Here is a 17,048-nt window from a genome sequence, read left to right on the forward strand (position 1 = left end):
CTAACTTTCCATCTTAACCTGTTATCGAACACTGTCTCTATCTAAACGTACCTATTTTCGGATAATTTCTCGAAAAAACCCCTGTTTATCCCTAAATTTGCCGACTCTCTATCCTTCTGAAAGCTAAAACCCTATTTGGTAAGATTTGTCAAGCTCGAGGGTTCGAGTTCCCGAAAAGCGATCCCGATCTGTCGGGGGATAGATTTACAAGTGTGCTAAAACAGGTATCGTAAAAATGAGTCAATGTGGACTCAGGACATCAGGGTAAAGGAGTGAACGATGCGAGTCAATTGGAAACTGTTTGCGCTTCTGTTGCTATGGATGCTTCCCGTTCAGGCTCAGGTGTCTAATAGCCAAGTGCAGGCGTTAGTTGAGGCTTTACGTTTGGCGGCGCCTCAAACGGGAACAGAAAATGATGGACTTTACACTGACTGGCAGATTAAACCTGATAATATTCCTCGTTGGTCTCGACTCTGCATCGGTCAAGAAATGACCCCTGCTCAGTTTGAAGCCAATGATAGCAAAGCCAGACAAGTGTTAGGCTGTGTGATGGAAGATGTCCTCAAGCAAGAATATCCCAACAGTGGCAATAGCGAAGATGTGGCGATCCGGCGAGCGGCATCTTGGTGGATGACCGGAGATCCCAACCAATACAATAATGGTCAGATCGCTGACTACACTCAAAAAGTATTACGTTTCTATCAGCAACAGAAAAAATAATTCACTTAAAACCAAGAGACAAACGGGGCAGGTAGAGAATCTGCCCAATTTGGCGATGGGAACATTTTGGCGTGCCGTTTCGACTGAAGATGTATATTAGAGAGCATGGTACAAGTCAATTGCCAACTTCATCTCAACAGGTGAAGGCAAAACTGGGTTTCACATCTTATCGTAGAAATATAAATTCAGTCAATCCATCCACACTCCATAAAGGGGGGAATATGAAACGCATTGCCATCGCTACACTTTTGCTTGCCACAAGTTCAGCCATTCCCGCCGTCGCATCTCCTCCGCCGGGGACTCCTACCTTGCGTACCTCTGAAAACCCGGTAGAAACAGAAGGAGTATTAATCGCCGACAGTCGGGATGATGCTTGGAGAAGATATCGAGATGATCGTCATCGCGAACTTGACCGTCAGGTGAACAATGAAATGAACAAACCTCACAATTCTCGTTTATCTCAGAAACAGAAAGAGCAAGTGATTCGGGATGCTCACAAGGAACTCGATAAGCAACTTGATCGAGAAGAAAAAGAATGGAAAAAACGCTATAACGACTCTAATGATCGAAATGATCGTTTTAATAGACGATATGATGGTCGTAATGACCGCAATAGAGACAGTCGCTATGATGATCGTCGTAATGATCGTAATAGAGACAGTCGCTATGATGATCGTCGTAATGATCGAACTCAGAATGATCAGTATTACCAAGTTGATCCGCAAAATCCCTACGAGCAGTATAGAAGAAGAGTGGTTTATTAATTGATGCCTCAATTTGTAATTTTTTCATCCCCAAAGTCGGGGCAGGTTTTGGAACTTGCTCCTATTTTTTTGTTCTAAAAAAGCTCAGGATGTTGCATGAAATATCGTTTTTTCAGGTTCAGTTTCGACTAATAATTTACCTTGAGAAAACACATACTGAACAGTTGAGCGTTTGCGAATGGCTTCAAAACGATTGTCCGCATTTAAGATGATAAAACTCGCGGGTTGACCGACTTCTACCCCGTATTCTTCAGCGAGTGAAAGTGTTTTTGCACCATTCCAAGTAATCATATTATAGCAGGCTTCTATTTCTGCCATTCCAGTCATTTGACACACATGAACCGCCATATGAGCCACATCTAATAAATCCCCTGTTCCTAAACTATACCAGGGATCTTGAATACAATCATGCCCTAAACTTACATTTAATCCCTGTTGCCATAATTCTTTAACTCGCGTCACGCCTCGGCGTTTGGGATAGGTATCGTTACGACCTTGGAGGGTAATATTAATCAAAGGATTGGCAACTAAATTAATATTTGATCGCTTTAATAACCCCATCAATTTAAACGCATAGGCATTATTATAAGAGGCAAAAGCTGTTGTATGACTCGCTGTAACTTTTTCGCCCATTCCTGTTCTAATGGCACAAGCAGCAACAACTTCTAAAAACCGAGATTGGTCATCATCAATTTCATCACAGTGAATATCAATTAAACAATCATATTTTTGGGCAAGTTCAAAAATTCGATGAACCGATTTAACTCCATCTTCTCGGGTTAATTCATAGTGAGGAATTCCCCCAACAGCATCCGCTCCTAAATCTAAGGCTTTTTCGAGTAATAATTCATTTTCGGGGCGGCTATAAATTCCATCTTGAGGAAAGGCTACAATTTGCAGCGTTATCCAGTCTTTTACTTCTTCTCGAACGGCTAATAAAGCCTGTAAGGCGGTTAAGTTTGACTCGCTGACATCAACATGAGTTCTAACCCATAAAACCCCTTGTTGGGCTTGCTGTTTGAGGGTAGAAATTGCCCGATGTTTCACATCTTCTATTGTCAAATTTTGTTTACGTTCTTCCCAAATTTGAATCCCTTCAAACAGGCTTCCACTCTGATTCCAACGGGGTTCTCCTGCGGTTAAAGCCGAATCTAAATGAATATGAGATTCTACAAAGGGAGGACTAATGAGTTGACCTTGTAAGTTGATTTCTTGTTGGGCTGATTCGCTAATAGATGCTGCTATCACTGCTATTTTTCCGGCGGAAATTGCGATGTCAACCGTTTCTATTTGACTGGGCGATCGCAGTAAAGAACCGTTTCGGAGAATTAGATCATAAAGTTGAGTAGACATGAGGAATTTAACCTTGCTGTTTGGCTTGTTGAATGGCTTGAAAAAACTGTTCGGCAGTAACAGAATGGACTAAACTTAATGGATAAGCATCTTCGCTGATCGCTTTGGCATAAGCGGCTTGTAAATAAGGAGAATAGGACTGATCATTTTCGAGATAAACTTTGAAAAATGCCAAGCCGATAGCATTCGTATAGTTATTAATGGTTAGGGGAACTGGATCGACAATTTCTTTCAATGAATAACTCACCGCCTGACTCATCATACTTAGGTTGAGGTTAATATGATGATCACCTTCGGCTAACATCAGATATTTATCAGGTGTTGTCAGCCAAGTAAAGGATCGAACTTGTTCCCAAGCGACGGGTGTGACTTTATCTTCTCCACTGGTTTTCCACAAGATTGGTATTTGAATTTGACTTAAACTCTGTTCTCCAAAGATGCTGCTATTAACGGGATTAATTGGCATAATGGCTTTAACTCGTTCATCTCGGAAGTGATATTTTGTTCGAGGTAATTCTAAGGCGCGACATTGGAATAATCGAGCGAGGTTTATGGAGTCAAATTTAGCTGCACAATCAGCTTGTAAATTCTCAAAATTAATCTCTGCACCAGCAATTGCTAAAGCCGTATAAGCCCCAAAAGAATAACCTGCTACACCGACTTTCTCTAAATTTAATTGACCTTCAAATTCGGTTTGATTGCGACGTTCGAGTTCATCTAATAAAAAGCTAATATCTGCGGGTCGATCAATAAATTCCGAGACTTTGAACACATCAGATGCTCGTCCGGATAATAAGGCTTGAATTTGGTCTGTATCGCTGCCTGGATGCTGAATTAAGGCGGCAACAAATCCATAGGAAGCTAAATGTTCACCCAAAATAGCATAATCGGTTCGACTGGCAGCTAAACCGTGAGAAAAAACGATAACGGGGATTGAATTGGGTTGTCCTTGATGAACTTGATTGAAAGGAGTGGGAAGATAAACATCCACCAACATTTTTCGATAGCGTTTGTGATCTTGGAGAAGGATAGTTCGTTTTAAAGTGCTATAAGGTCCAGGCTGTCGAATATCGGGTTTTTGAGTGTAATCTAGGAAGGGTTCTAAGGCAATTTCATCTGTCGATAATTTCACAACTTTGGCGATCACTGCCTCAGTTTCTTTCGATAAAGTTTGGAATTGATCGCGTAACTCAAACAGCAATTGAGTATTCACCTGAATGCCTTCACTGGGGAAATAATGCAGGATATTCAGTGGGGTTAATCCCTCTGGATCTTGTGAAGCTTCGATAAAGGCGGTTCGGATGGCATCGGAACCATTTCTCAGGGTAATTGTTCCTTTTTCATTCAGTTTGGCTTGAATTAAATCTCCCAATTTATCTAAAAAGATTTGACCCGTAGGAGAATTGAGAAATTGAGAGACCATCAGTGGATCAAATTTATAGGATTCTAGGAGTAGATTCCGAAACTGTTCTTGATCTTCTAAACTGAGGAGAAGCAGATAACGTTGGAGTTCAGGATCGTTAACGATTCCTTCTTTTGCGTAGACTTCTAAGGCTTTTACTGAAACTGAAACATTCGCTGAGGCAAAAGAGAGATAGACTCGTTCTGCTGCATTTGTGGGTAATATTGAAAAAAGGGCAGCGAGAATCCCCAGAATTCCACTTTTGACGATATACCGAAATAAAAATCGCTCAGTTGGCTTACCTTTGCTGTTTTTGGGATCTGGGTTGTGAATTTTCATGGGCAAGGAATCCGGTCAAGAGTAATTCAGAATGAATACTGAGAAATTTTCAGGGGTAACGTTTATTTTCCTTATTTTAAACGATTTTTACTCCTTGTAAATCGCAATTTGCTTGCATAGAGTTCTCAGGGGTTTGGAAAAACGATTTCGTAGCAGGGAGAATGACTCCAGGCGGACTTCTGCCTTTGGGCCATCGGCAGATTTAGAGTGGACAATTAGGGTTTATCTAGATCTGTGTTGTCGTGAAGAACTTGTTTAATTTGTTCAAGGAGATCTGACATAGAAATCTGACTCGGTAAAATTTTCATATCGAGTTTTGTCATTAATTCTTGAATTTGTTTGTCCAATTCGCCGGAGAGGTGATCAGTCAAAAGTCTTTCTGATTGAGGGTTTGATGCGGGGTGAGACTGTTCAAAATTGCCAAGGGGAACATTAGATTGATTTAAAATCAGAATGGGAAAATCCGTTGAGATTTGTTCTAAGGTGGAGAGAACTTGTAAGAGAACGGGTGACAAATCTTGCGTACAAATTAACAGCAAGTCTACGCTTTGATATTGAACCTGTTGGAGAACTTCTGACCAAGATTCAGCCATTAATCCTCGAAAACCTGCGGTTTGTAAATATTGCACTAATGCGCGATCTATTTTGGTTTTGAATTTGCTGGTTTTAGCATCAGTTTCTGGGGAATGTTCATCGGTATTAATAAACTGATTGAACTTTTTCGGAGAAGAAACTGCATCAGATTCTTGAAAATCAGGCAGGATCGAGAAATCGACTAAAAGAATATTCGGTTTCCAATTCATCCCAACTGCCACTTGAATGACTTGTAGCAAGGCTGATTCTAGGCTTTGGTCGGAGTCTTTTTCTCGGTTTTTGTTCTCTAAATATTCAGCAACCAAGCAAGGAAAAACAGACAACTTTTCAATGCGATTGGCGATGTCTGTTGTGGGTTGATCCAAAGTAATCAGAGGCAGATGAGCGAGAATATCGTACTCACTGAGTTTTCGGAGAAATGTAGCTGGATTTTTGACCCCTGTGGTACTTTGTAAAATCATAGCATCAGGATTCCAAATTCGCGCTAAAAGTTCGGCTTGATTGAGATCATCGGCTTCTAAAATGCGACAACTTGAAAAATGATGCAGGATTAAAGCAGAATGATGAATTGAATTTAAGGACGTTTCTGTACTTCCGGGTGACTCCTGAGTAGAAGACAGTAGAATTTGAGTCTCTTGTTCAATCGGATTTAGCCAGAGTAGAGTTAATCGCTGAGTCTGATTTGAAAGAGAATCTTGTTTAAGTTCAGTGAGAATTTTCTGTAACTCTTGCTTTTGTACAGGTAAACTGATAAAGCCATCACAATTGTTAAGTTGAGCGCGTTTTTTATCCCCCAAAGTCGCCGTAATCACCACAGGGATTTGATGAGTATGAGTGTTCGTTTTTAGTAAGGTTAACACATCCCAACCCGACAATAATGGTAATAGCGGATTGAGAAAAATGACCCGAGGTTGTAAAAAGCGGGCTTTTTCGAGGGCTTCAGTTCCCGATCGGGCAATTACCACCCGATAACCCAAACTGGTAAGCTGTTCAGTCAGACTAAAAATATAACGCGGTGCCGCCTCCACAATCAAGATTAACCGAGACTGAATCTCTGGACTTGGACGGGGAGAGTGAGCGGGGGAGGGTTGCGCCTTTGAGGTGGGGTGAGAGGGTTGCCAGTCTCGGGTATCCAATCCCCAATCTTTGCGTTGTGGAGGACTTGGGGGTAACAACAGGGTAAATTGACTGCCTTGATCTTGTTTAGAAATAAAGCTAACATCGCCACCATGTAAGTGAGCCAAGCGTTGGGTGAGAACCAGTCCCAGTCCAGTTCCTTCAAACTTGCGGGTTAGGGGACTTTCAAGTTGTTGAAACTTTTGAAAAATCAAATGCTGTTTATCTTCAGGAATGCCAATTCCCTTGTCCCACACGGTAAAGCCGATCCAGTTTTCCCAGTGACTGACTTGTAGTCCAATTTGACTGTCATCGGGTGTGAATTTGAGGGCGTTTGACAGTAGATTAACTAACATCTGACGCAACCGCAATTCGTCAGCGACAATCATTTCTAAACCGGGTTCAATTTCTAAAATAAACCGTTGCTGGGGTTGCGGTTTGTCTGGAGAAACTGGATCGCTAGACTGCTCCGATCCAGAGGATTTTGAGTTGTGATCTAAATGTGCATGATGTTGTAAAGTGATCTCAAAAGCTCGTTCACAAACGGAGCGAATCTGCACAGGTTCAGGAATCAGTTCAAGCTGACCTGTTTCCATGCGGGTCAAGTCTAAAATATCATTAACTACCATCATCAAATGACGCCCGCTCTGATGAATCAGTTTAGCATAACGGGCTTGACGGTCATTGAGTGAACCCAGGGCTTGATCTTTGAGTAGGCTAGATAACCCTAAAACTGCGGTGAGTGGTGTTTTGAGTTCGTGGCTAATACAGGCGAGAAACTCATCTTTGAGTCGGTTGAGTTGAACTAAGTCGGCATTTTTAGCGGCGAGTTCTTGAGCAACATGATGTTGTTCTGTGATATCTTGGGCTAAAATTATCCACCACTGAGATTGATCTTCTGAGGAAAGATTAACCGCCCAATTTCCCCGCAAGGGTTGACGGACAAACTGCCAAACTCGTTCTTGTCGGTTCGGGAGAGAACAAACACAAACATAAGTATTGCTAGAAGTTTCAACTTTAGACCAGTCGGGTAAAAAATTCAAATTCTCAGGAACTGTGGTATCTGTTTGCGAGGATGGCGAAGATGTCGCCTCTGACCTGTAAGCCTGTGAGTTAGAATATATCCATCCCGCAGAGGAAACTTTGTTGTTTGCAGTTCCAGAAAATTCGGCACTAGATTGAGGAACAGATTCAGTTTCACATAAATATTGAGAGTCGATGCCAAATTGAGAACACCATGCCTGATTTTGGGCTACTGTTTCTCCTTGGTTTCGTTGAATCATCAACGGAATGGGTAATTGTTCGATCAGTTGCAATAATGATGAGATTGCTTTTTCGGAGGAATTATTGTCTGGGATGTTGGCTGATTTGGCTTGAAGTAGCTGAGGATTACTGGCTAAAAATTGTAGCAGTTTTAGGCTATCGAGTAATCCTAAAAACTGGTTGTTGGGATTGACTAAAACCAGAGACTGTGGGTTAGAATTTAGAGATAGATCAGACGAGCGATCGCTTGAAACAGTCTGCGAGTCAGTATTTGTTTGTTGCAGGTGTAGCCAAAACTCTGACCAATCGAGATGAGCGGGAACGGCTATTAACGGTTCGATCAGGGTTGTTGTGAGTTGTTGGATAGATTGTTGAGCGCGAATCGCCAAATGACTCGCTTCGGGGAGTGCGATCGAATCAGATTGAGGCAACACATAAGCCATCAAACGACACAAATATACGACTCCTACAGGCTGATCGGTTGTCGGATTAATTACAACAATGCGATCGCAATTTTCCAGGCAGAATATTGACCAAACCTGACTCAAAGTAGCGGTTTGAAGACAAACGGGGACTGCCCGGATGAAGCTTTGGAGGTGAGTTGGGCAAGAATACATAGAAAATTCTACTGCTAGAGCCAATTGCGACTGAATTCAAGGTATGGTAGTAGTAGGCTTTTGAGTTTAACCTGTCGATACGAACAAACCTCTGACAACTGGTGTCAGTCTCGCAGCTCCCTACAGGGGAACCTCTGGGTTTCTCAGTTTCCCACCTCTGAAAATAACTTGGCTGTTTTGTTCATGCAATGGGGTCAAAATTAGCCCTTAAAGCTGTTCGATGAACGAATGGCAGTACAGCACAGCTTACACCTCCTATGACTCCAGGGGGAATTCTTAGAAGTGCGTTTCAAGATCTTTCTCTATCATGTTCGATCAACCTGTAGAAGAACATCACCTTAATAATAAAAAAATAACAATTAAGAATTTAAAAAGTATATCTGCACAACTTGTTGGCAGCCTTCTGAGAAATTACGAGTGATTGTACCCCATACAGGAGTTGAGCCGAATCCCCTGATCCCCTTGGGTTCGTCCGTTGTTGTTGTCTTAGAATTAAGAAGTTGCCAGCCTAGACTTCTCTAAAGAGTGTCAGTATGGGATGTTCACTCGTTCGAGAAAATTTGACTGAGGACTACGCCTGCTTGCCGAATGCTTTACTGTGTTGATTGCTAGACAAAAGTTGTTTGGGAATTTTGATCGCCAAGAAACTCATTGATCAGCTCTTTTTAGCCAAGATAGGATTTAGCGATCGCACTAATGCGACTTTCCCATACCTGGGGTCAATCTCTACTCCCGATATCTCTAAAGTGTGATTGAACTGATAATCACTATCCCCGATAGTATAACAGATCTTCTCACCTGGCTTGAGACGAAGGCACTGATTGAAAACAGCTTGTCGATGGGCTGTGGGAAGAAAGACTTCTTCGCCAATTTCCAGTGAGGAGGCATTATGAAAAGACAGTTGTCCTTCGTTGGTCAGAATACCTGCTGGTGTTAAGAACTGTTCGCACCAGTGAACCGCCAGAAACCATTTAGCCTCTGACAAACGATTGTAAATTCGTTCAGGGTTAGGGTGCTGTAAAACTTTGTATCCTCCCTCAACGGCGATTACGGTACCCCCTAAGAATCCAAAGATTGTTCCGAAGGTTTCTTTCATAATCCTACTCCTACTTTTAATCGGTTATCATCTTATTTTAGATTATGTTAAGATTTGCTTTTGTCATTTGTTTACAGTTTTGTATTTCAAAGTTTGCTATTTAGACCCACTTGGTCGATTCTGTTTTGCTGATTTTTTAGGTTTAATCGGGGTTAGTTTTTTCAATCAAACAGCCTCAATTAACTGATATCTATACCCTCAAAAACTATTGCAACAAACGACGAATTTTGCCATAAGCAGCATAGGATTTTCCATCGGAAGATTCTCGGACTTCATCGACAACATATAACACCCCTTCGGCGCGAATATTTCGAGGAAAACGAATATTAAAATCCGGGTTATACCCATCAGAAACGACTCGCGCCCTCAATTTACTGCCTTCTTTAACACATTGAACTAATATCCCATTTCCCACCTCATCGACGGTTTCTAAGTCTTCATAGCTACCCGTTGCTTTTGCGGCTTGTAGAGATTTTGAACGGGTTTTAGTTGGATTTAATTCGGTCTGAGTGGCTGTTCCTAAACGTCGAATATCCCCTTTTACCCGATAAAAATCCCCCTGGGGAGAAAGGATAATTTCATCAACAACATAAGTGACGCCTTCTTGCCGAATATTGCGGGGAAACTGTACATTAAAATCGGGATTATATCCTTCTGAAATTACCCGCACTCGCAATTTTCCGCCCTCGCGAAAACATTTCAATAAAATCCCATCTCCGGCTTCTTCAACTCCGGGTAAACTTGACGCATTTCCTGATGTAATTCCCCGTAATTTTAAGTCGCTACGACTGCGGTTGCGGGTTTGATAAGACTGATCGCGCATTTCTTTGCGAGTCGCCGCATCAAGGCTGTGATTTTCTATCCGTTGGGCGTAATAGTTTAATTGTTCGATTTCTTCGGCAAGTTCAAAGATTTCATCTAAAAGTTTACTCCTGATATCTTCAACGGCTGAACGCAATTTTTCGGCGGCTTGTTTATACTGACCTTGATCGGCTAAAGCGATGGCTTCATCTTTGAGACGGGCGATTCTCAGTTGACTGGTCTGTTCAAAAACGGTAGAATTAAGTTGGGATTGACTGGCTTGTTCTTCCGAACCAATGGTAACAGAAATGGGGAATTGTTCCGATTGAGATTGAATGCTGTCTTCAACCAGGGTTTGATAATCGTAGGTGACGGTTACAAGCTTTATTTCTCCTGGGTTTGCTTGGGCTGGAATTGATAATTGTAGGGCGAGTTGTTTGGCTTCGACTTGATAGACATCACCCAAGAATAACTCTAGCTGTTCCCCTTGACGTATCGAACGATAATTGTTGAGAACTTCGGTAATTTTAACTCCGGTTTCCGGCTGTAATTTAACGGTGAGATTTTGGGCGACAACTGCGGTTAAACTCTCTAATTCTATCCGAAAAACTTGGGCAACATCATCGGGAGATTGAATAAAATAAAAGTTTCCCCCTGCCGCATCGGCTATACTAATCAGCAGGTCTTCATTAAAATAGCTTCCAAACCCTAATGTTGTAGTAATAATTCCGGTTTCGGCTTGATTTTGGGCGGTTTTGGTGAGAACTTTGGGGTCAGTAATTCCCATGTTCGCCTGTCCGTCAGTTAGCAATAATACCCGGTTGAGTCGGTCGGAAGTTTGCCGAGATTTTACACAATCACAGCCCATTAACCAACCCCCGCTTAAATTGGTACAACCTCCGGCGCGAATGCGACCAATTTGTTTACAAATAGCGGCTTTATCTTCAACAGTTTGCGGAGGTAATATTGTTTCGGGTTGATCATCATAAATAACCACTGAAACGATATCATCAGCAGTGAGAGATTCGACCAATTGTTGAGCGGCTTTGATCGCATAACGCAAAGATTGACCCGCCATCGAACCGGAACGATCAATCACCAAACTGAGGTTTAATGGACGACGGGGAGAAGTTTCCGCTTGGGTTTGGGCGTTGAAATTGAGAATCAGATCGACTGTAGCGGGAGTGTTGGTCGCAATGAGCGGGTAAGAAAGGGAGTAATTCGCTTGCATTGCCAAAGTTGGGGTAAGTTACTCTATGGATCTTAGCTTAGATTAATCTGAACACCACCTGAGCAGGGGGACGGAGGTTATATGGTTCGTTATCAAGATGAATTTAACAAGTTTAACCAGGTTTTAGACTTGAGCAATGTCGCTACAGTCACGTTAAATGCCAGTAGAGGGGAAGTTGATATTCGCAGGTCAAGACAGGATGAGGACGAAGAAGCAGCCGCACCCATCGAACCGACTCCCCCTCCGATTATAGAACCAACGCCGCCAACAATTGGGCCGACTCCGACACCAGTACCCACGCTTCCGCCTATTCCTATACCCACACCGACACCAACACCCACGCCAACACCAACACCCACACCCACGCCAACCCCAACACCCACGCCAACACCAACACCCACACCGACAACTTCACCCACACCCACGCCAACACCAACACCCACGCCTGACCCCACACCCACGCCAACACCCACACCCACGCCGTTACCACCAGAAACGGGGTTAGAAGGAGATGACGGAAATAACCTTTTGGTGGGAACCGACAACCGAGATTTAATTACCGGACGGGGTGGAAATGACACCATTTCGGGTTTACAAGCGGATGACTCCCTCAATGGAAATGAGGGAAATGACATTATTTATGGCGGACGTAATAATGACACGTTACTCGGGGAAAGTGGCGATGACTTCTTACAGGGGAATATTAACGATGACTACCTAGATGGGGGAACCGGAAATGATACGTTGTACGGGGGGGTGAATGTGGATACTCTCCTCGGTGGTATCGGGAATGACTTGCTGTTTGGGGATAAAGGCGATGATAGTCTCGATGGCGGCGATCGCAATGATACTCTGTTTGGGGGTGAGGATAATGATACTCTGACGGGTGATGCGGGTGATGATATTCTCATCGGAAACGCCGGGAGTGATCTGCTGTATGGCGGGGCGGATGAAGATGTTCTCTATGGGGGTTTAGATCAAGATAGTCTGTTTGGGGGAGATGGTAAAGATTTCCTCCGAGGCGACAAACAAGATGATTTTCTTGATGGCGGTACTGGGGCTGACTTGCTGTATGGGGGTCGGGCGGATGATACTGTAATTGGCGGAATAGGTAATGATTATGTTAGTGGAGATAAGGGTAATGATCTGTTAATTGGGGTTGATGTTGAGTCTGATATTCCCGGACTCATTGAGATTGATACGCTTTACGGAGGAGATGGTTTTGATACGTTTGTTTTGGGTGATGAAGCTCAGGTTTATTATGATAATCAAACAGAGGAAGATTTTTCGGGTGTGGATGATTATGCGTTGATTCTTGATTTTGATTCGACTCAAGATATTATTCAGTTGAGTGCTTCCGGGGAATATTTGTTTAATGAATCTCCCGAAGGGTTTCCAGAGGGAACGGCGATCTTTTTACGAACCTCTGGAGCGAATGAATTAATCGCCATTTTACAAGGGGTTACTGACTTTGAAATTGGAGAGGATTTAGATAATAGTCCGATTCGTTTTATTTAGTTAAATCAAGAGGGGTGGGTTTATATAAGTTGTTTGTGGGAAATATGGATTTGTTAAGAACCCGCCCCTACATGACTGGTCACTGATAACTGTAAACTGTAAACTGTAATGAACCCGCCCCTACACCCAGGGCTGTTTCATGTTTAAAAATTATAGCTTCCCAGAGGGCTATAAATTTTTAAAAAAGAATTCCGCTTCTACTTATGATTTTTTGACTGATATTTACCTGTTTTATGCTCGTTTTTTAGGCTTAGTTATTGGATTTTGCCGAGTGAGAGAGTTGTAAGTCGTTGTCTACAAACTCACAAATCTCTTTCATAAAATGTTCGGTCGAAAATATTTTCTGACGGTCTTCTAAAGCGGTTCGGAGTTGTTGCTGTTTTTCGGAATTGTTCAAAACCAACAGTATTTTTTCGACGGCTTCTTCTACGCTATCAAAAAATAAATCCTGATTGTCTTGTCCGACAATTTCTATTTGTCCCCCAACACTTCTGACAAAGGGAATAGCACCGGCTTTCACCATTTCTGCAATAGATATGCCAAAGGGTTCTTTTTTGTAGTGTATTCCATAGCGACATTTAGCCAAAATACTAACATAGTCTTTGTAGGGAAGGTTTTGATAGAGTGTTACCCAATCGGCATTTTCTGCGACCATTTTTTTGAGAAAGCGTAAATATTTTAAGCCGTAGAAGCCGCCACCTCCTCCCGTTAGATAAAGTTTAACATCATAGCCTTTTTCTCGGATTTTCTTGAGAATTTGAATCGCTTTGTGAGGTTGTTTGGCTTCAGTTAATCTACCGCTACAAATAAAAGCATTTTCTTTGTTTTCCCAAGCAATTTGTTGAACGTCTAACACAACGGGAGGATAAATCACCGTTGATTCAATCCCATATTCTGTTAAAATTGCATCCGCTACTACATAAGAATTTGCAATTGAATGATTACTTTTCATTCTCTCATCTGAAAAGTCAGAAATCTTTTTATAAAACGACTCATCTTTGTCAAAGACATCAATCCAGTGAATATATTGAATTCCGCTTTTCCCTAAATCGGCTGCATTATAGCCAGATAACACTAAATCATAGTTTTGAGTTTGGGCTTTAAATTGACGAATAAAATAATGATTTATCAGCTTTTTAATACTTGGATTATTGGCAATCAAAAAGTCTAAACTGCTTTGGATAAACTTCGGTAACATCGATTTGATTCTCACAGTTTCCGATGAAAGCTGAGTTCCATAAGCAGAATTTAACCGTTGAAAATCAAGCTCAAATAAAGTAAAAAGTGTAACCTTGTATTTTTTCTTTAAAGCCTCTAATATCCACAGCCCAACACTTTCAGCGCCCCCGCCTTCAAAACTGGGATAAAATACGGCAATTGAGGGTAAAGAAGTAACATTTTCGGGTTTGTGGCTGCTCGTCATTATGATCTATTCCTCATTTTTTAATCGACTTCTGTGACTCGCCAACTCAACTTTAGGTTAACCCAAAAATTCCAAAACGTCACTAGGGCGATCGCAATAAGTTTAGCGAGGTATTCATTAATCCCCAAAGCGCGAGCCAGTATATTAACAATTATTTCATCTAAGAGTTAAATCGTTAAACAGATGATACAATCTGATAGAAGGAGATGATATATAATGTAGCTAGTAGCAACTCTACCCAATAATAATGATGTCTTTAGCTCAACAAAACTTTTGCTTTTGTACTTATACTTCGGGGCAAACCTATCGAACTCTGACTAAATTACTCGTTCAAGACCTGAAACAATATGCTCCTGAAATTCCCTTTATTATTTTTACAGATAAACCCAGTCACTTTAGCGATGATAATAATGTAATGGCTTTTGAACATCATCGCCAGGGAATTTCATTTCATAATGAGCGAAGATATGCAATTGCAAAAGCAATATCGCTGTATAATTCTTGTATGTATATTGATGCTGACGTTAGAATCTGCGCTCCTGTTCCTCCAGAGATTCAGTCCAAGTGGCTTCCGGGATTAACGGCTAGAAGCTGTGGAAGTTTGCTCAAACTCATGCAGGAACGTTTAAGCAAAAGCAATCCTCCCAATCCCTCTGTTGTTAAACAGATGAAGCTGATTGAAAAAATTGCGCGGAAATTAGACATCGATCTAACAGAGACAAATATTCCATTTATCAATGAATTTCTCTTTGTATTGACGAGAGATTCAGGAAAAGAAATTGAGTTTTTAAATCTCTGGGAAAAACTCGCTTATTACACAGAGCTGAATGGATGGGATAATGCTCCTACAATTCCAATGGGGTTTGCAGCCGTTCAAGTCGGAATGCCTGTAATCTATGATGAAATGGAAGGTCTGGACTTTTTTGATGATCGGATAGAATCAGTCAGAATTGCCAAAGGACAATCAGCACCAGAGAGCAAACAAGAATATTTTGAAGCTCAAAGGAGCATAGAAAAAGACAATCGAACTCTAACTCAAAAAGCGGTTGATAAAGTCAAGAAAAATATGGATTATAGTTCTCGTTATTTGCGCTTAAAGGTGAGAACCCTAATCAGTGACTTTGATTTTTACAAAAATTGAAACCTACCGCTCAACGTCTGTGACTCGCCAACTCAACTTTAGGTTAACCCAAAAATTCCAAAACGTCACTAGAGCGATCGCAATAAGTTTAGCGAGATATTCATTAATCCCCAAACCGCGAGACAGGATATTAACAATTATCGCATTTAACACCAACCCCGTTAAACAAATGAGATTAAACTTTAAAAACCGTTTCAATCCCTGTGTCCAACTGCGTTGTTGATGGGTCAAATCCGCAAACGTCCATCGGTCATTCCAGAGAAAATTGTTAACAATTGCAATCTCACCCGATAGAATAACACTTAGAGTCAATCCTAAACCCAGATTCCGCAGTAAATAAAACGTCGTGATATCAACAAAAACCCCACTAAAACCCACAACGCCAAACCGCAGAAAGCGTTGAATAGGCCATCGGGTTAAACGCAACCGGATCAGGTGTTGGAGATATTCGATATACTGTTTCCAGGTTACTTTACTCGCGCCTTCCGCCCGTTCTTGGAACACATACCCCACTTCTGCGATCCAACGAATCGTTCCTTGGGCTAATACTTCGATTAAAATCTTATACCCAATCGGACTTAAAACTTTTTCTGCGATCGCCTCTCGCCTCACCAAAAAATAACCACTCATCGGATCAGACACCCGACTCATAACCCCCGGTAAAATCATCAGTCCGAGAACCTGCGCCCCCCGTGACAGAAATCGACGCCGCAAACTCCAGTCACTCACCCCGCCATTGTCTACATGACGACTCCCTACCGCCAAATCAGCCCCTTTGTTGATTTCTGCTAAAAGATTCAACAACGTTTCTGGAGGGTGTTGCAAATCGGCATCAATTACCCCTAAAATATCCCCATCAGCAACTTGCCAACCGCGAATCACGGCCGTTGAGAGTCCCCGTTCCTGTTGACGACGCATCACCCGTAACTGAGGATAATCTAAACAGAGATCATGGGCAGTTTTCCACGTTAAGTCGGGGCTATCATCATCAACAATAATCAGTTCATACTCACCCCGTAGAACTTGATCCAGCGTTTGACTCAACTGAGTGATCATCTGCTGAATATTCTCGCTTTCGCAATAGGTAGGGATGACTAAAGACAGTCGAGTATTGCGATCGCTGTGGGTGTGTCTCATCGGTTGTCCCGGAATATTCAATGAACCAATGGGTTCAGGGACAATAAAATCAGATTGATAATGACTCGGAAAATTAGGATAGATTGGGGACATTCATTTAGAAGTCTATAATTAAAAGTCAATGAGCGTGAAGCGGCCTGTTTGAACATAGTCAAAAATTCGGTTAATCTCATTACGTTGAGCATCGGTAATTTGACTATCTGAAAGGATGACTGACATCAGCTTTAGATACTCACTGCGATCAAGCTGGCCTGATGTCAGGATGTGATCCAGCAATTGAGTCAGAGTCGGATTAGATTGATTTTGGCTTAACCAACGCATAGGCTATCATTCCCCTCTAAATCGGAGTTCGCTACAATATCGGAAGGTTGCTCACCATTGAGCCAATAATAATGAACAGAGCAATTTTGACATCCTCTCCGCCGTAAACGACGGAGATTCCAAACATCACTGTTTGGGTTTCCTCTTTCTATGAGTTGACTTACTCAACTGGGTTTCCCCACTTAAGCAGAGATCAGTCTCTCGGGAGGCGT

The 17,048-nt window shown here is 42.0% G+C and carries 12 protein-coding genes and 1 pseudogene; 4 read left to right on the forward strand and 9 right to left on the reverse strand.

Annotated elements, in window-relative coordinates; genetic code table 11:
* Positions 1–279: 279 nt before the first annotated feature.
* Positions 280–720, forward strand: a complete 441-nt coding sequence (locus tag VB836_RS11105) for a hypothetical protein (protein ID WP_046281167.1) — start codon at positions 280–282, stop codon at positions 718–720.
* 221 nt (positions 721–941) lie between these two features.
* On the forward strand, positions 942–1,484 hold the full coding sequence (locus tag VB836_RS11110; protein WP_323219398.1) for a hypothetical protein: 543 nt from the start codon (positions 942–944) through the stop codon (positions 1,482–1,484).
* A gap of 84 nt (positions 1,485–1,568) precedes the next feature.
* Here the strand turns inward: VB836_RS11110 and codA are convergent, their stop codons facing one another.
* From codA to VB836_RS11135, 5 genes are all read right to left on the reverse strand, one after another.
* Entirely contained in the window at positions 1,569–2,837 is a 1,269-nt protein-coding gene (codA, locus tag VB836_RS11115) for a cytosine deaminase (RefSeq protein ID WP_323219399.1), read from the reverse strand.
* A 7-nt stretch (positions 2,838–2,844) separates the two neighbouring features.
* Positions 2,845–4,578, reverse strand: coding sequence for an alpha/beta hydrolase (locus VB836_RS11120; RefSeq protein WP_323219400.1), 1,734 nt, complete (start codon positions 4,576–4,578; stop codon positions 2,845–2,847).
* A 215-nt stretch (positions 4,579–4,793) separates the two neighbouring features.
* Positions 4,794–8,168 (reverse strand): hybrid sensor histidine kinase/response regulator, encoded by a 3,375-nt coding sequence (locus tag VB836_RS11125; protein ID WP_323219401.1) that lies wholly within the window; start codon positions 8,166–8,168, stop codon positions 4,794–4,796.
* A gap of 655 nt (positions 8,169–8,823) precedes the next feature.
* The gene (locus tag VB836_RS11130; protein ID WP_323219402.1) at positions 8,824–9,264 is read right to left on the reverse strand and encodes a hypothetical protein; all 441 of its coding nucleotides are present in this window, start codon (positions 9,262–9,264) and stop codon (positions 8,824–8,826) included.
* Between the two features lie 205 nt (positions 9,265–9,469).
* Positions 9,470–11,296 carry a vWA domain-containing protein gene (locus tag VB836_RS11135; protein ID WP_323219403.1) on the reverse strand — a complete coding sequence of 609 codons (1,827 nt, stop codon included), beginning with the start codon at positions 11,294–11,296 and terminating at the stop codon, positions 9,470–9,472.
* Positions 11,297–11,377: 81 nt separating this feature from the next.
* Here VB836_RS11135 and VB836_RS11140 point away from each other — a divergent pair, with 81 nt between their 5' ends.
* Positions 11,378–12,814, forward strand: coding sequence for a calcium-binding protein (locus VB836_RS11140; protein ID WP_323219404.1), 1,437 nt, complete (start codon positions 11,378–11,380; stop codon positions 12,812–12,814).
* A gap of 250 nt (positions 12,815–13,064) precedes the next feature.
* Here VB836_RS11140 and VB836_RS11145 read toward each other — a convergent pair whose 3' ends face one another.
* A complete protein-coding gene (locus tag VB836_RS11145) occupies positions 13,065–14,237 on the reverse strand; it encodes a glycosyltransferase (protein ID WP_323219405.1) in 1,173 nt (390 codons plus the stop codon).
* A 20-nt stretch (positions 14,238–14,257) separates the two neighbouring features.
* Positions 14,258–14,401, reverse strand: a pseudogene (locus tag VB836_RS11150) (glycosyltransferase family 2 protein); the annotation flags it as partial.
* 83 nt (positions 14,402–14,484) lie between these two features.
* On the opposite strand from VB836_RS11150, the gene VB836_RS11155 reads away from it, so the two are divergent.
* Complete coding sequence (locus VB836_RS11155) at positions 14,485–15,378, forward strand: hypothetical protein (RefSeq protein ID WP_046278861.1); 894 nt, start codon at positions 14,485–14,487, stop codon at positions 15,376–15,378.
* Positions 15,379–15,381: 3 nt separating this feature from the next.
* Here VB836_RS11155 and VB836_RS11160 read toward each other — a convergent pair whose 3' ends face one another.
* Both VB836_RS11160 and VB836_RS11165 read right to left on the reverse strand, forming a co-directional pair.
* Complete coding sequence (locus tag VB836_RS11160; RefSeq protein WP_323219406.1) at positions 15,382–16,608, reverse strand: glycosyltransferase family 2 protein; 1,227 nt, start codon at positions 16,606–16,608, stop codon at positions 15,382–15,384.
* Positions 16,609–16,626: 18 nt separating this feature from the next.
* Complete coding sequence (locus VB836_RS11165) at positions 16,627–16,836, reverse strand: hypothetical protein (protein ID WP_046278859.1); 210 nt, start codon at positions 16,834–16,836, stop codon at positions 16,627–16,629.
* Between the last annotated feature and the right edge of the window lie 212 nt (positions 16,837–17,048).

This window comes from Limnoraphis robusta BA-68 BA1, from assembly GCF_034932365.1.
Classification (GTDB): domain Bacteria; phylum Cyanobacteriota; class Cyanobacteriia; order Cyanobacteriales; family Microcoleaceae; genus Capilliphycus; species Capilliphycus robustus.

Bases quoted from the DNA above. Each gene is read 5' to 3' on its own strand.
- VB836_RS11105 (WP_046281167.1), top strand. From the start codon at position 280: ATGCGAGTCAATTGGAAACTGTTTGCGCTTCTGTTGCTATGGATGCTT.
- VB836_RS11110 (WP_323219398.1), top strand. From the start codon at position 942: ATGAAACGCATTGCCATCGCTACACTTTTGCTTGCCACAAGTTCAGCC.
- codA (WP_323219399.1), bottom strand. From the start codon at position 2,837: ATGTCTACTCAACTTTATGATCTAATTCTCCGAAACGGTTCTTTACTG.
- VB836_RS11120 (WP_323219400.1), bottom strand. From the start codon at position 4,578: ATGAAAATTCACAACCCAGATCCCAAAAACAGCAAAGGTAAGCCAACT.
- VB836_RS11125 (WP_323219401.1), bottom strand. From the start codon at position 8,168: ATGTATTCTTGCCCAACTCACCTCCAAAGCTTCATCCGGGCAGTCCCC.
- VB836_RS11130 (WP_323219402.1), bottom strand. From the start codon at position 9,264: ATGAAAGAAACCTTCGGAACAATCTTTGGATTCTTAGGGGGTACCGTA.
- VB836_RS11135 (WP_323219403.1), bottom strand. From the start codon at position 11,296: ATGCAAGCGAATTACTCCCTTTCTTACCCGCTCATTGCGACCAACACT.
- VB836_RS11140 (WP_323219404.1), top strand. From the start codon at position 11,378: ATGGTTCGTTATCAAGATGAATTTAACAAGTTTAACCAGGTTTTAGAC.
- VB836_RS11145 (WP_323219405.1), bottom strand. From the start codon at position 14,237: ATGACGAGCAGCCACAAACCCGAAAATGTTACTTCTTTACCCTCAATT.
- VB836_RS11155 (WP_046278861.1), top strand. From the start codon at position 14,485: ATGATGTCTTTAGCTCAACAAAACTTTTGCTTTTGTACTTATACTTCG.
- VB836_RS11160 (WP_323219406.1), bottom strand. From the start codon at position 16,608: ATGTCCCCAATCTATCCTAATTTTCCGAGTCATTATCAATCTGATTTT.
- VB836_RS11165 (WP_046278859.1), bottom strand. From the start codon at position 16,836: ATGCGTTGGTTAAGCCAAAATCAATCTAATCCGACTCTGACTCAATTG.